Consider the following 13,770-nt stretch of genomic DNA (forward strand, 5'->3'; position numbering starts at 1 on the left):
TCGATTTTTTTGAACGATTTACAATAATGAGCATAGCAAAAACTTATAACCCAAAAGAAGCAGAAGAAAAGTGGTATTCCTACTGGATGGAGAATGGCTTTTTCCGTTCTACACCTGATGAACGTGAACCGTACACGATTGTGATGCCGCCACCGAATGTCACCGGTGTTTTGCATATGGGCCATATGTTGAATAATACCATCCAAGATGTATTAATCCGTCGTGCGCGTATGCAAGGAAAGAACGCTTGTTGGGTACCGGGAACCGATCATGCTTCTATCGCTACGGAAGCTAAGGTTGTCGCTATGCTTAAAGAACAAGGCATCGATAAGAAATCGTTGAGCCGCGAGGACTTTCTTAAACATGCTTGGGAATGGAAAGAAAAGTACGGTGGCATCATCTTAAAGCAATTGGAGAAACTGGGTGCATCCTGCGATTGGGAACGCACGAAATTTACGATGGATCCGGATTTATCGGAAGCCGTTATCGATACCTTCATTAAATTCTATAAAGACGGTTATATCTACCGCGGCGTGCGTATGGTGAACTGGGATCCCCAGGGAAAAACCGCACTTTCGGATGAAGAGGTTATTCGTAAAGAGGTCAATCAGAAACTATATTATGTTCGCTACCAAATAAAAGATAGCGATGAATACATTATTATCGCGACTACACGTCCCGAAACAATCATGGCGGATACGGCTATCTGTATCAATCCCCATGATGAACGCTATAAGCATCTCCAAGGGAGAACAATCCTTGTTCCTTTAGTAAATCGCGAAATTCCCATTATCCAGGACGAATACGTTGAAATGGAATTTGGTACGGGCTGTCTAAAAGTTACTCCCGCACACGATTTGAATGACTATGAGTTAGGACAGAAACATAACCTTCCGGTTATCGATATTTTGAACGATGATGGAACGCTGAATGAAAAGGCGCAAATACTTGTTGGCGAAGACCGCTTTACCGCCCGCAAGAGCGTGGTTAAAATGTTGGAAGAAGCCGGTCAGATTGAGAAAATAGAGGACTACAAATCACAAGTAGGTTTTTCTGAGCGTACAGACGCGGCAATAGAGCCTAAACTTTCGATGCAATGGTTCTGCAAAATGGATGAGTTGGCCAAACCTGCTTTGGAGTATGTAGAAAATGGTACGATAAAACTGATTCCCGAAAAATTCTTTGCTTCTTACAAGCACTGGATGGAAAATGTAAAAGACTGGTGTATCTCCCGTCAATTATGGTGGGGGCAGCGGATCCCCGCTTGGTATAATGAAAACAATGAGTGGGTAGTCGCCAAAACAGAAGCAGAAGCTCTACAGGAGTTCGAGGCGCAAGGAAAATCTGTAAACGGCATTCGTCAAGAAGATGATGTTTTGGACACCTGGTTTTCATCGGGTTTATGGCCTATGTCTGTATTTGATGGGGTACGTCATCCGGAAAACGAAGATTTCAAGTATTATTACCCGACCAATGATTTGGTAACCGCACCGGAGATTCTATTTTTCTGGGTGGCACGTATGATCATTATGGGACATGACTATACCCAAAAGCCTCCATTCCGTCATGTATATCTTACAGGAATAGTCCGTGATAAATTAGGTCGTAAAATGTCCAAATCGTTAGGTAATTCGCCCGATCCTATCGAATTGATGGAGCAATATGGCACTGATGGGGTACGTGTAGGTATGCTACTCTCTTCTCCTGCAGGTAATGACCTCATGTTTGATGTAGCTTACTGCGAACAGGGCAGGAACTTTGCCAATAAAATCTGGAACGCTTTCCGTTTGGTAAAAGGTTGGGAAAGTATAGATGCACCGGCTACCGCCGCACAAAAAACGGCAGCACAATGGTTCGAAAACCGTTTCAACCAAGCGGTGGCAGAAATTGATGAACATTTCGCGAATTATCGTCTTTCCGATGCCTTGATGGCGACATATAAATTGATTTGGGATGATTTCTGCGCGTGGTACCTGGAATTGGTCAAACCAGCCTATCAAGCTCCTATTGAAAATGAAACATTGGAAACTGTTAAAGTTTTTTTCCAAAAAGTTTTAACATTGGCACATCCATTTATGCCGTTCCTAACAGAGGAATTATGGCATGACGAACTGTTCGGAACACGCGACGCCAAAGATTGCGTAATCGTGGCCCAATATCCTACCGTACAAGCTTACGATGAGCAGATCATCAAAGAGTTTACCATCGTACAGCAAATTATTTCGGAGGTACGCAATGTGCGAAATTCCAAGGGTATGTCACCTAAAACGTCCCTCCCGCTCGCTATTAATGCGACAGACATTGATTTTACAACATATCAGGATAGCATCATCAAATTGGCCAATATCTCGGAACTGACCTTCGTGCAGGAGAAAGTAACAGGTGCATTGAGTTTTCTCGCCGGAAAGAGTGAGTGTTATGTCAAACTAGATACGGAAAATATAGATATAGAAGCGGAACGTGAACGCATCACAAAAGAAATAGCCTATCTGCAAGGGTTCTTAGTTTCCGTAGACAAAAAGTTATCCAACGAGCGTTTTGTACAAAATGCTAAACCGGAAATTGTGGAAAACGAACGGAACAAAAAAGTGGACGCCGAAGCAAAGATTAAGATTTTGGAAGAAAGTTTAGTTAGTTTGGGATGAAAACACATACAACAAACTACGTTAATACTTTCATCGCCGTAGCGGAAGATACGAAAGTAGCTTGTGGAACTATACCGCCTTCAAGAGGCGATAAAAAGACGGTTGCGGAAATTCAGTATGAACTATTAGCAAAAAACCCTTATAAATTTACCTCCGATGACGTCTTGTTCCAAGTATTTGCAGATAGAAACGATTTAACCGAAACAGAATATGAACAGGCGCGTGAACAATTTTTTTCGAAAGGGCAGCCTTGCTTCCGCGCCTCTCCCCTAACCAAGACATATGGTTTTGGTATACATTGTGATGACCAAGGTAAAATGGCTACTTATGGTATGGAAACGCCCGAATACCAAAAGTTGATTGCCGACAAGCATTTAAAGCATGTCAAAGCCATGAAATCAAGCAAATAGAAAACCAAATCCCGTCCCTGCTGTTATTTTAGTAAAACACGTTATTATGTCGTATACTATATTTAAACAGCTTCATCAGGAAAATCAGCTATTGGTACTAGGAAATGTGTGGGATGCACAAAGTGCAAAAATAGCACAAGATGCAGGCTTTAAAGCACTAGGAAGTTCCAGCCATGCTATTGCAAATCTTTTGGGCTACGAAGACGGCGAACAGATATCGGTAGACGAATTGCTTTTTATGGTAGAACGAATTGTGAAAGCGGTTGATATTCCGGTATCGGTGGACTTTGAAGCGGGCTACTCCGATGATCCGGATACTGTTGCTAAGCATGTTCAACAGTTGGCTGATCTAGGTGTCATAGGAATTAATCTGGAAGATGGTGAAGTCATTAACGGCGAACGAAAGCTGCAGGATGCCTTATTATTGGCGAATAAAATTAAAGCGATCAAAGCCACAACATCCGAAATGTTTATCAATGCTCGCGCTGATACATACACAACAAAACATCCCCAAGCCCTCGAAGAATCTATTAAGCGAGCGACTTTGTATGAAGAAGCCGGTGCTGACGGACTCTTTATTCCACTCGTGGAAACAAAAGAAGATATTCAAAAAATAGTTTCGTCTACCCAACTTCCACTCAATATTTTCCTAACTGATAATCTGCCTGATTTATCAACATTAAATCAGTGGGGAGTAAGACGGCTGAGTCATGGAGCGAAAATCTATGAATGGTTGGTTGAAAAGAATAAAGACGTATTTCAGTATTTTGTAAATGATCCTAGGCTTCCAAAATCGTAAGCTGGATCATGAGAAAACCATAAAACAGGGACGGAAGGTCCCTGTTTTATTTTATACTATCCAATAACTTTTTCGCTTTCTCGTAAATTTTGGCCGAAGGATCAATGTTAGACAATCTTTCCTTTGCTTGTTCCGTTTGTCCTAACTCCACCAAAGCAATTCCCAAATAGTAATTAGCTTCTTGCTGGAAAACGGATTCACCTTCCGCGATTGGCAACAAAGACATCTGGGCGTCATCAAATTTCTTTTCTCCTATCAAGCTAAGTCCAAGATAAAATTGATATTGCAGAATTGTATTATCCGCACGGTGTAGCTGCATCAAAATCCGTGTACTTTTTTGGTAGTCCTTGTCATTAAAAGCCTTCACCGCATCCTCGTATTGATCTGCTTCGTTATTTTGACTTCCCCGTACAATTTCTGAACGCATTTCCGGCAACTCATATAATGCCTTATCTGACGGGAAAAAGACAAACTTCACCACGATAAGGATACAAGCAGCAGCAATCAGCGGTGTAAGCCATTGTTTCCATGATATAACCTTTCCAGTCCGGTGTTTTGTTTCTGCTTCCGTAAGATTTGCGCGTAAAGCTTCCTCTTCAGATGAAAGTCTACGGGTAAGGAGATCCGTCATTTCTATCTGCCGCTTTACCGCATTCCGAAATTCGTTATCACTTTCATAAAGTGTATCAAATAGTTCCTTATCTTCAGCTGATAAGACCTTGTCAATATAATCCTGAATAAGTTCGTCTTTGGGTTTCATCTATTATTAGCTTTAAAAAAAGGATGAGCTTTAACTTTTTCACCCAGTTTTGCCATACATTCACTTTTCTTCTTCCGAAGATATGCATACGTCAGCCCGAGAGACGCTGCAATCTTTTCTTGATTCTTAGATACCATACAACGTTTAATGATTTCCTGACATCTTTCACCCAATGTATCTAATACTTCCATCAATATATTTTCCTTTTCAACCAATGCCATGTGTTCTAGATAAGTCGTTTGTGAATCGTCTTCAATATCAAATACATAGCTCTCCGTATTTGTTACCTCTTTATTTTTTCTTTTTTTCAATTCGTTTAGCCATTTTCTTTTGCAGACTAGGAGTAGAAACGCTTCAAAAGTAGTTGTCAATTGAAAATCTTTATATTTCGCCATGTGGTAAATATCGACTAATGACTCCTGTAATATATCAAAGCCATCGTCATCACTTCCACTGTTGCGACGGATCATTATCACTACTTTATCGGCAAATTTTCGATAAATATGCTGTATCCCTTCCCCATTATTTTGGAGCAGAAATTGAATATATTTTTGATCGCTATGCATTAACTGGTCAGTATTTTTACATTAGAATAAATTGCTTTTAATGACAATTAAAAACGTAACGTAAGTAGTTGCATCTTTTATATCAATAAAATTTACATCTCGTTTTTGTTAAGTTTATAACAAATAAAGCTATTTTTGAAAATAATACAAAAGAATTTTACCAATTGGTAAGTTATGAAAAGAAAACTCTACTACCTGTTTTTGGCTTTTTATTGCCATATTGCTTTGGGTCAGGATACTTTGGTGGTTAGACAAGATACGTTTCCATCATCCATCCAAACAGAATATCTTTCCAATAGCATCAAGTTTACCCCCGTTATACGGCCGTTGGTTCCAATTCCGGGAGGTCGGCAAGCTTACTATACTTATCTGTGGGATTTTGGAGATGGGCAATTCAGTACGCAAGAGTCACCGGAACATCAATATGAAGAACCCGGGGAATATGATGTTTCTCTTTACATTGTTAACAACTACGACAATGGCCCACGTCCTAAAAAACCTAAAACGAAAGTGAAGGTAGAGTCCAAGCTAGCACGTATAGATAAACTTCCGAATACATTCGAACGAAATTTTTTCAAATCGAATGAGGTTTTTCAACTGTTTAAAAATGCTAATGCAGTACCTGGCGAAGATATGTCGTTGATCGTCGGTGTGAAACCGAGTACTCCTAAGGGAAAAATCCTGGTACTGACCAACGAAAAGCTTATCAATCCGAATGGTTTTGTTGTCGCCAATCAAAGCCGCTACCATAACGAGAATATTCATCCTATCGAGCGCAAAAAGGAATTGGAATCGCTCTGGGCAAATGTAACACATACGTCTATAACACAAAGCGGCAGTCCCGATTATGGGATCCGTGAGGAGTTAAACTTCTCAGGTAACGAAGCCTCACGATTTTTTAACAGTCTGCTGGATGAATATAACACGGTTACGCAATATGAAATCGAGGGCAATGCGGGCGATACACAGTTTTCTCTTATCAATCTGGATATTACGCCGGAAATGCTTGCAGATACGAATGCGATTATCACGGTTACCGGAATATATTTTGCAGAGGGAGGGAATCCGGTTATCCATAAACTCGATGTCCCGATCATCAAATCACATGACCCCAATAAAATGTCAGTAAGACCTGCGCTAATGGATTATCGTTTACAGTTTAAAAAGAAGACATTGACTTATAAAGTACAATTTCAGAACGATGGCGAAGGCGATGCGAAGAATATCCGCTTGGAGATGTTCTTTCCCAGTCAAGTGGATGTAAACACTTTTAAGCTACTCAACCTCTATCCAAAATGCGACACCTGTTTAACCGATCAAGAACTGGGATGTTATACGTATCAGATTAAGGATGACGATAAAATCATTTTCCATTTTCGTGGGATTGCGTTACCCGGAACAGCGTCCCCGACGATTACAGATCAGGATAGTACCAAGGGATTTATCCGTTTTACGTTGAAATCGCACAAGAAATTACAAAATAAATCGCTTCCGAGCTATACCAATATCTACTTTGACAAAAATGATCCGATTCGCACCAATACATCAACTGCCCGTTTCCGACCGGGATTATCCCCGATTGTCACATTAGGACTAAATACTCCCGCCAAACATCCTAATGACGAAATCGGAAAGTTAACAAAGGGGTTGACCATTGGCGTGGGGCTCGCACCTATCGCTCCTTACAAGAAACCTTATTGGCAAGTAGAATTATTTGCGAGCACGTTTGGCATCGACTACGCTGCTTCATTTTCTGACAGAAAAGGGGAAATACAGTTACCCAACGAGAGAGGAGATTTAACCTACTACGGATACAATAGTATAGATAGTGCCACTACAAAAAAATATCTCAGCCTGCAGATGCCTGTACAGATCCGTTACAATATCAGCCGCTATATATCGGCGGGTGTAGGTGCGTTAGTCAAGACGAACGTCAATTTGCAAAACGATCAACAAGTGACCTATCATCTAATAAACGCAAACGGGATACAAAGAGCACATACAGTGGACATACCAACGGAGAAAGAGAAAATGTCTCCTTTATTGTTCTCGCCTCTAGTAGACCTCAACATAGGGAGAGTATACCTCGGCCCTGCATTCGGTGTCCGCTACCATTTTGACAAAACCTACAAGAGTAACCTTAATTTCTATTTGATGTGGCGATTGTAAGAGGATTAATATATTTCTTCATTTGCTTATTGCTATCCTGTCAACAAGGTGGTACGGAGACCGTACCACCTCTTCAGCCAGATACATTAACCAATAGTTTCGTAGATTCGATCGGAGAGCTGGTACATGGAAATTTTGCTGCCTTTGAAAAAGAACCCGACGAATTTATCAGACCACTGGAAACTGCTAGATTGAATCCGGAACAGCAGGAAGCTTTTATATGGGTTCTTATCAACATGGGTTATGCTTTTCAAGAACACAGTCGATTTTTGGCTTCCATCAAATACTATGAAAAAGCATTATTATATGACTATGCGCATAGCATTCTTAGCAATGAAGACCGGCTCATCTTTCTATACAAGCCTCTTGCTAATAATTATACTATTATTGCGGACTATGAAAAAGCAGAATCATTGCAATTAAAGGCAATCAATGAAGCATCGGATGCAGATATAAAGGCTTCGTTCTATAATAATCTTACGCTCCTATATATTTATAAGGAAGAAGTGTCGCGCGCGAAAGAAGCAGGTTTAGCTGGCTTGCAGCTTCGCCCAAACGACCATTACCTAAGTGCATTATTACACAATAGTCTGTCTTCTACTTATGCTTTAACCGACCAACTGGATTCTGCCAATATCCATAATAAACTGGCGTTAGCACTAACATCCAAACAGATATTGAATAAGCCGATTGCAGCTGCGAAGATTGCAGCGTTGGAACGCAAATCACAATTTCTATTGCTTGATAAATCGTCAAGTTTAACACAGGCACGACAAGTTCTTATCGAAGCTTTATCATTGGAAAACAGATGGTTTCCGGACACTCGTCTCAAAGAAAAAGCGAATCTCTATAATCTCTTAGGTGAAAATTGTCTATCTCAGAAATCATATTTATCTGCAAAAAATTATTTTGATAGATCTAATGCACTACTAAGAAAACAGGCACAAGAAGCTAGCCAGCAAACATCTAGCTATACTCTTATCCACACCTTAAAAAATCTAGGGATTGTACATGCTCAACTACAAAGTGATTCTGCATTACACTATTTTGGATTAGCTATTGAAAGCGATTTTTCATATCAACAAAACATTACAAGTAAAGCCAGCCATATTACGGGGAATAAATGGGGTCAACAACTTTTGAGCTTGGTTTTTAACCACGTTGGAAATCCGGAAGATTTTAGTCAAGAAAAGATGATCAAACTATTATGGTTGACGGAATTAACAAAAGGCCGTATGCTATGGAACGACATCAATAGAACTTCGTTTTGGGATAATGATACGACCGTATTGAACGATGGTATGAAACAACTTCAACAACTGTACATGATACGTGATAACCTTACAGACAGTAGTGATCTTGCGGAAATCAACGAGTCTATCCAGACCATGCTCACGGATTTCCAATTAGAAGAACAGTATTTTACGAGAAAAGTACCGTTCCCAAGCTTCGATAATTTCCAAAAACAACTGACCGATAGCCTATCAGTAACTTATTCTTATTTCGTCCACCCTGATAGCAGCTTATCCATATTCAAAGTAGATGATGGTAAAATATCCTATATACATCAGAAAACCAAAGGTCTATTAAACGCTATCGCTCATTTTAAAAAAGATTATTTTTCGACATCCCCTCATCTCTTCAATAACGATCCGAAACATTATTTTAGAAGAGCGCAGTACTTGAAAGATCAGATACTGCCGTTCCTTCCGGCACAATCTATAACACTCCGGATTTCGCTCCATGATGAACTATACATCCTTCCTTTTGATGCGCTAACTGAATCTGATAGGTTTTTAGTTGAGGACTTCGACATCCAATATGTTAATTCCCTTTTAATTAAAGATCTGTATCCTCATATATCGTTTCAGAATCCTCAAATCAATATCTTATACCGAGATAAATATAGTCCTCCGCTTGCTAATCTCTATTTTGTAAAAAAAGAAGTAGAAAACCTCCAATCACATTATAACGCGACAACCTTTGCTTATCAGGACTTGCCAGCACAAAAGCTGGAAAATGCATTCAAAAAGCTGTCTATCATACATATTGCAGCTCATACAGTTGTCACGCCACAGCAAGAGGCCCGATTGCTCCTTCATCAGTCTATATCTGCCGATCAACTCCGTTATTATCACATCAAATCACCGCTAGTTGTTCTTTCTGCCTGTAATACGGCGTCAGGTAACCTTCTTCCATCTGAGGGACTAGAAAGTATCAATAGAGCATTCTTAAGCAAAGGGATTCCAGGTGTTATGGCAACACATTGGTTTGCCAGTGACGACGCCACGTTGAATATTATTGCAAAATTCTATGACGAGTTGGTCACATGTAAAAGTCCTATCCGTGCACTAGCAGAAGCAAAACGTACGTATCTTTCAGAACAATTAACATCAGGTAAAAACCCTTGGTACTGGTCTAATATTGCTTATACCGGAACGGATATAAAAATAGACTTGCAAAAGCATGCAAGTCTACGCCAATCCGCATGGAAAATATCAATTTCTTTCCTTATGCTAGCTAGTTGCCTCTATGGCATATTAAGGTTTACAAAGTTTAAAAACAAACAAAATAAAACCTACCATAAACATCAGAAATGATTCATTTGGTATCATTCCCTGTTGTATACTTTCATGGCTTCCCTGAGGCACGTCAAAATTCTTTTCCATAATTTAAATCATTTGATGTTTTACCCCTCTTTCTTTCATTGTAACATTCATGTTCTTCTCTAGAACAATCATTCTCGACAAAGGTTTTTCCATAGTGCTATTTTTTTTTTGAATAAATCTGTTAACTGCATAGATATATCATCCGGTAACCGGAAATGTTACCGTTTAGATCAAAAAAATCTAGTTCACATCTTTTTTACCGAGCGCTACGCTGTATTTACCGAGAAATGCTTTTGGCACACCTATTCTATCTGGATCGGTATTGGTAAACGGTCTATCTTTGTAGTACTTAAAAATAACTAAATTTACAAAACATTAAAACAATAACACAATGATACTGATCGCAGTTCTATTCCCTTGGTTATCATTCTTTTTAAGAGGAAAGATATTAATTGGTTTTATCTGTCTTATTTTACAGTTTACGTTAATCGGTTGGCTACCGGCAGCGATATGGGCAGTAGCCTCCCGTATCGATGAGAAAAACAAGAACCGCATCCGCCAATTGGAGAGACGGATGCAACGCTCTTAATTATCTACTCTTACAAAATCACCGTTGGCATTGAAAATTAGATCTATATCTGGTGCGACCAAATCTACATCAAAACCAGATGCCTTTTTCTCAATACTGTTGATATTTGATTTCGCTTCATCAGGAGCGGGAACAGGGTAAGTCGTTTTCACGTAATTCACGATTTTAGCGTCAATAAATCCTGTAGGAAGATGCATGTGATCATCAGCGTCCACTTCTATCCAATTACCATTAGCATCAAAATCAACTTCAATTTCGCTACCCCGTTCGCCAAGCTTTACGGAATAATTTCTTCCGTCTTTTTCAATCCGCGAATAAGATTGTCCTGAGAAATGCTCAGAAATAAAATTTTTCGAGTTCTGAGGTAAGTCTCCTTCCGGAATTACCTTATCGTCATCACAAGAAACCATTGTAAACGATACCATTGCCAATAAAGACAATCCAAATAGTGTTTTTTTCATTTGTATAATTTATTTAATCATCAATCCTTATAAACTCGCCTTGTTTTGAGAACTCCAAATCAAGTCCGTTCGAAATCTCCACCTCGTAACCGTTTTTCCCCCTCTTCACTTCTTTCACAAACGTATTCGGAAAACTTTTATGGACGTATTGAGAAATTGTAGCTGGTACAAGTTGAGTCGGCACAGCCGTCTCCTTCATCTCTACCTTTTCCCATTCTCCATCATTATCAAATTCAATTTTCGAGCCATTTTTTAATATCACTTCGTATTCTTTTTTTATAAGATACTCTGTATCCATTTTGACGGTAACCACATCTTTTTCTGAAAAATGCTTTTTCACGAATGTTTGTGCTTTAGCCGGTAGCTTCGTAAATGATATAACTTTATCTTGTGCAGAAGCGTTTGTTACAGCAAATAGCAACATTGCTATTGCGGTTATTTTTAGTAGCGTTTTCATTTTTAATACCTTCTTTTAGTATTACAAAAATTCTATTTGATTTAGGAAAGATTTGGGAACGAAGGAAGGATTTTTATCTTATTTTTTTCAAAGAAAAAACATGCATATTTTTCGCGAATCGATAATCGACAGATAGCTCAGGATAAGTATCGACAATAGATTTCACGATGGCAAGCCCGAGGCCATTTGATTGACTATCCTGCGTACCCTTATGAAACCGGTTAAAAATCTTTTCTTGATTTAGTTTAACTTGGTTTCCGGTATTCGCTACTGCAAGGTGATTTTGGTCTATATTTATGGCGATTCTTCCACCTTTAATATTGTACCGTATAGCGTTTCGGAACAAGTTAGAAATCAATACAAGCGCCAAGTCTTTATTCATCGATACATCAAAAGTTCCATATTCTTCCACTTGCAGCGTGATGTCTTTAAAGGACAAAAAATCTTGAAAGTCTTCGCTAATCTCTCCTACTATTTGATTTAGACTAATCCGTTTAACATCCTTATATTGTTTATTTTCAATTCTCGACAACATTAACAACGCTTTATTCAGGTTTACAAGCCGTCGCAACGATGACTTCGAATCGGCCAACTGCGTCAATTGGGTTTCGGTGAGCGACTCGTCTTCCATTAGCATTTCCAACTTATTGATCGTAATGGCCAAAGGCGTTTGTAATTCATGCGCAGCATTCTCGATGAAACGTTTTTGATCATCAAACACCTCTTCGTTTCGTCTCCACATCCGGTGTATCTCTTCATCTAGCTGATTAAATTCAACAATATTCGTGGATACAGGCTTTAAATCCTCCTTTTTTCCAAAGCGATAGAGATTCAAATTCTCCAAAATAATTCGAAACGGACGCCAAGCTCGGCGAAGAACCAATTCATTAATTAAATATACCCCCAATACCAGAACTAAATACAATACAACAAGTGCCGTGGTTAGATTCAGGATTAAATCGTCTTCTTCAACCGTGGATGTACGAATTTCCAAATGATACGGTTTTTGATCCGGTGCGTAAAACCCTGTTCGCAACACCCGATAGGGTTCCATCTCATCATCATAAGGCATATAGAAAAACTCATTGTCTAGATAATTTTCCTCCGAAAAATCATCTTCATCATCAACGGGTGTAATTCGAAATTGGTTAATGCCGTATTCATTTGTTTCCAGAAGTCTCGGATGTTCATAAACCTCTCTTAGAATCAATATCTTTTGGTTTTTAAGTCCGTCGTCCACATTATCGTATACCTCTTCCAGAATGAAAGCGTAGAACAAAGCTGCCCAGATCGTGATAATAATCAGGAAAGCGATGCTCAAATAACGCAACGTATAATTCTTAAGAGAGACCTGCATCGTATTATACCAATTTATAGCCTACACCATAGACTGCTTGAAAATCTACTTCTGCTTGATGGCTTTTAAGCTTTCTTCGTAAATTTTTTATTTGTGAATAGATAAAATCAAGGTTATCTGATTGATCGGCGTCATCGCCCCAGACAGCTTCTGCAAGTGATGTCTTCGTGACCAGTTTTTCAGGTCGTATCATAAAATAGTATAACAAGTCATATTCCTTTCGGTTTAATTGTACCTCTTCTGTCCCGATAAGAACTTTACGGTCTTCTGGAAACAACTTGACGTCTTTGAATTGAATAGCTTGTTCACCATGATGGTTTTTCCGACGGATAATCGTCTTGATACGAGCTAGTAATTCAGCCAGATGAAAAGGCTTAGCCAAATAATCGTCTGCTCCCAATTCCAATCCCTCCACTTTATCCTCTACAGAATCCTTAGCCGAAACGATAATGACCGAATCGTCCTTTCCGAGTGCCCTTAGCTCGGACAACAATTGCATACCTGTCCCACCTGGCAGCATAATATCGAGCAGCACACAATCATAGTCATAATTAGCCAATTTAGCCAATCCGCTAGCATAATCATTAGCGGTCTCCACATTGTATTTTTCGCCCTCGAGAAATGATTTCATCACATCGCAAAGGTCAGCTTCATCTTCGACAATCAATACTTTCATAGTAAACTAAACTACAATATTAACAACATAATTAGGAAAGATTTTGGAAATAGCAAATATAATATCCTGTAAATTAGGCTTTTTAATTTCATTACTTGACGTTTTTTAAACTCTTTTATTGCTAATAGTTCGCAAACCTTATCTTTGTTTGTCGCTTTAAATTGACAAATAATAGAATTAGAAATGAACATTTCTGTTCTTTTTGCGTTTGTTGATAAAAGAGGATTGCAAAATAAAGTCACGTAAAATTTAATAGAAAATCACCTTGAATC

General features: G+C 39.1%; 12 protein-coding genes. 6 read left to right on the top strand and 6 right to left on the bottom strand.

The annotated features are described in order from the left end of the window. Window positions 1-26 precede the first annotated feature (26 nt). Genes H8B21_RS10980 through H8B21_RS10990 form a run of 3 tightly spaced genes read left to right on the top strand, consistent with a single transcriptional unit; the run spans window position 27 to window position 3,854 of the window. A complete protein-coding gene (locus H8B21_RS10980; RefSeq protein ID WP_190313791.1) occupies window positions 27-2,645 on the top strand; it encodes a valine--tRNA ligase in 2,619 nt (872 codons plus the stop codon). Continuing rightward, the gene (locus tag H8B21_RS10985; protein WP_190313792.1) at window positions 2,642-3,055 is read left to right on the top strand and encodes a DUF6157 family protein; all 414 of its coding nucleotides are present in this window, start codon (window positions 2,642-2,644) and stop codon (window positions 3,053-3,055) included. The genes H8B21_RS10980 and H8B21_RS10985 overlap by 4 nt, the downstream gene beginning before the upstream one ends. A gap of 46 nt (window positions 3,056-3,101) precedes the next feature. Then, on the top strand, window positions 3,102-3,854 hold the full coding sequence (locus H8B21_RS10990; RefSeq protein ID WP_190313793.1) for an isocitrate lyase/PEP mutase family protein: 753 nt from the start codon (window positions 3,102-3,104) through the stop codon (window positions 3,852-3,854). A 46-nt stretch (window positions 3,855-3,900) separates the two neighbouring features. On the opposite strand, the gene H8B21_RS10995 is transcribed toward H8B21_RS10990, so the two are convergent. Next, the gene (locus H8B21_RS10995; RefSeq protein WP_190313794.1) at window positions 3,901-4,614 is read right to left on the bottom strand and encodes a hypothetical protein; all 714 of its coding nucleotides are present in this window, start codon (window positions 4,612-4,614) and stop codon (window positions 3,901-3,903) included. Then, window positions 4,611-5,180, bottom strand: a complete 570-nt coding sequence (locus tag H8B21_RS11000) for an RNA polymerase sigma factor (protein WP_190313795.1) — start codon at window positions 5,178-5,180, stop codon at window positions 4,611-4,613. The genes H8B21_RS10995 and H8B21_RS11000 overlap by 4 nt, the downstream gene beginning before the upstream one ends. 174 nt (window positions 5,181-5,354) lie before the next feature. Between H8B21_RS11000 and H8B21_RS11005 the strand changes: the two genes are divergently transcribed. From H8B21_RS11005 to H8B21_RS11015, 3 genes are all read left to right on the top strand, one after another. Then, window positions 5,355-7,349, top strand: a complete 1,995-nt coding sequence (locus tag H8B21_RS11005; protein WP_190313796.1) for a PKD domain-containing protein — start codon at window positions 5,355-5,357, stop codon at window positions 7,347-7,349. After that, window positions 7,337-9,949, top strand: coding sequence for a CHAT domain-containing protein (locus H8B21_RS20815; RefSeq protein ID WP_190313797.1), 2,613 nt, complete (start codon window positions 7,337-7,339; stop codon window positions 9,947-9,949). Before H8B21_RS11005 ends, H8B21_RS20815 begins: the two co-directional genes overlap by 13 nt. A gap of 400 nt (window positions 9,950-10,349) precedes the next feature. Next, the gene (locus H8B21_RS11015; protein ID WP_190313798.1) at window positions 10,350-10,547 is read left to right on the top strand and encodes a YqaE/Pmp3 family membrane protein; all 198 of its coding nucleotides are present in this window, start codon (window positions 10,350-10,352) and stop codon (window positions 10,545-10,547) included. Here H8B21_RS11015 and H8B21_RS11020 read toward each other — a convergent pair. The 4 genes from H8B21_RS11020 to H8B21_RS11035 all read right to left on the bottom strand — a co-directional run bounded on the left by H8B21_RS11020 (window position 10,544) and on the right by H8B21_RS11035 (window position 13,498). Next, complete coding sequence (locus tag H8B21_RS11020; protein ID WP_190313799.1) at window positions 10,544-11,008, bottom strand: PepSY-like domain-containing protein; 465 nt, start codon at window positions 11,006-11,008, stop codon at window positions 10,544-10,546. The genes H8B21_RS11015 and H8B21_RS11020 overlap by 4 nt on opposite strands. A 13-nt stretch (window positions 11,009-11,021) precedes the next feature. Further along, window positions 11,022-11,465: a PepSY-like domain-containing protein gene (locus H8B21_RS11025; RefSeq protein WP_190313800.1), complete on the bottom strand. Its 444-nt coding sequence runs from the start codon at window positions 11,463-11,465 to the stop codon at window positions 11,022-11,024. Window positions 11,466-11,538: 73 nt separating this feature from the next. Next, window positions 11,539-12,822 carry a sensor histidine kinase gene (locus H8B21_RS11030; RefSeq protein WP_190313801.1) on the bottom strand — a complete coding sequence of 428 codons (1,284 nt, stop codon included), beginning with the start codon at window positions 12,820-12,822 and terminating at the stop codon, window positions 11,539-11,541. Between the two features lie 4 nt (window positions 12,823-12,826). Then, window positions 12,827-13,498, bottom strand: coding sequence for a response regulator transcription factor (locus tag H8B21_RS11035; RefSeq protein ID WP_190313802.1), 672 nt, complete (start codon window positions 13,496-13,498; stop codon window positions 12,827-12,829). Between the last annotated feature and the right edge of the window lie 272 nt (window positions 13,499-13,770).

Source organism: Sphingobacterium chuzhouense, assembly GCF_014692525.1.
Lineage (GTDB): Bacteria > Bacteroidota > Bacteroidia > Sphingobacteriales > Sphingobacteriaceae > Sphingobacterium > Sphingobacterium chuzhouense.

Coding starts and splice junctions, on each gene's coding strand:
- H8B21_RS11020 (WP_190313799.1), bottom strand. CDS start 11,008: ATGAAAAAAACACTATTTGGATTGTCTTTATTGGCAATGGTATCGTTT.
- H8B21_RS10980 (WP_190313791.1), top strand. CDS start 27: ATGAGCATAGCAAAAACTTATAACCCAAAAGAAGCAGAAGAAAAGTGG.
- H8B21_RS11005 (WP_190313796.1), top strand. CDS start 5,355: ATGAAAAGAAAACTCTACTACCTGTTTTTGGCTTTTTATTGCCATATT.
- H8B21_RS11030 (WP_190313801.1), bottom strand. CDS start 12,822: ATGCAGGTCTCTCTTAAGAATTATACGTTGCGTTATTTGAGCATCGCT.
- H8B21_RS11025 (WP_190313800.1), bottom strand. CDS start 11,465: ATGAAAACGCTACTAAAAATAACCGCAATAGCAATGTTGCTATTTGCT.
- H8B21_RS11035 (WP_190313802.1), bottom strand. CDS start 13,498: ATGAAAGTATTGATTGTCGAAGATGAAGCTGACCTTTGCGATGTGATG.
- H8B21_RS10995 (WP_190313794.1), bottom strand. CDS start 4,614: ATGAAACCCAAAGACGAACTTATTCAGGATTATATTGACAAGGTCTTA.
- H8B21_RS11000 (WP_190313795.1), bottom strand. CDS start 5,180: ATGCATAGCGATCAAAAATATATTCAATTTCTGCTCCAAAATAATGGG.
- H8B21_RS10990 (WP_190313793.1), top strand. CDS start 3,102: ATGTCGTATACTATATTTAAACAGCTTCATCAGGAAAATCAGCTATTG.
- H8B21_RS10985 (WP_190313792.1), top strand. CDS start 2,642: ATGAAAACACATACAACAAACTACGTTAATACTTTCATCGCCGTAGCG.
- H8B21_RS11015 (WP_190313798.1), top strand. CDS start 10,350: ATGATACTGATCGCAGTTCTATTCCCTTGGTTATCATTCTTTTTAAGA.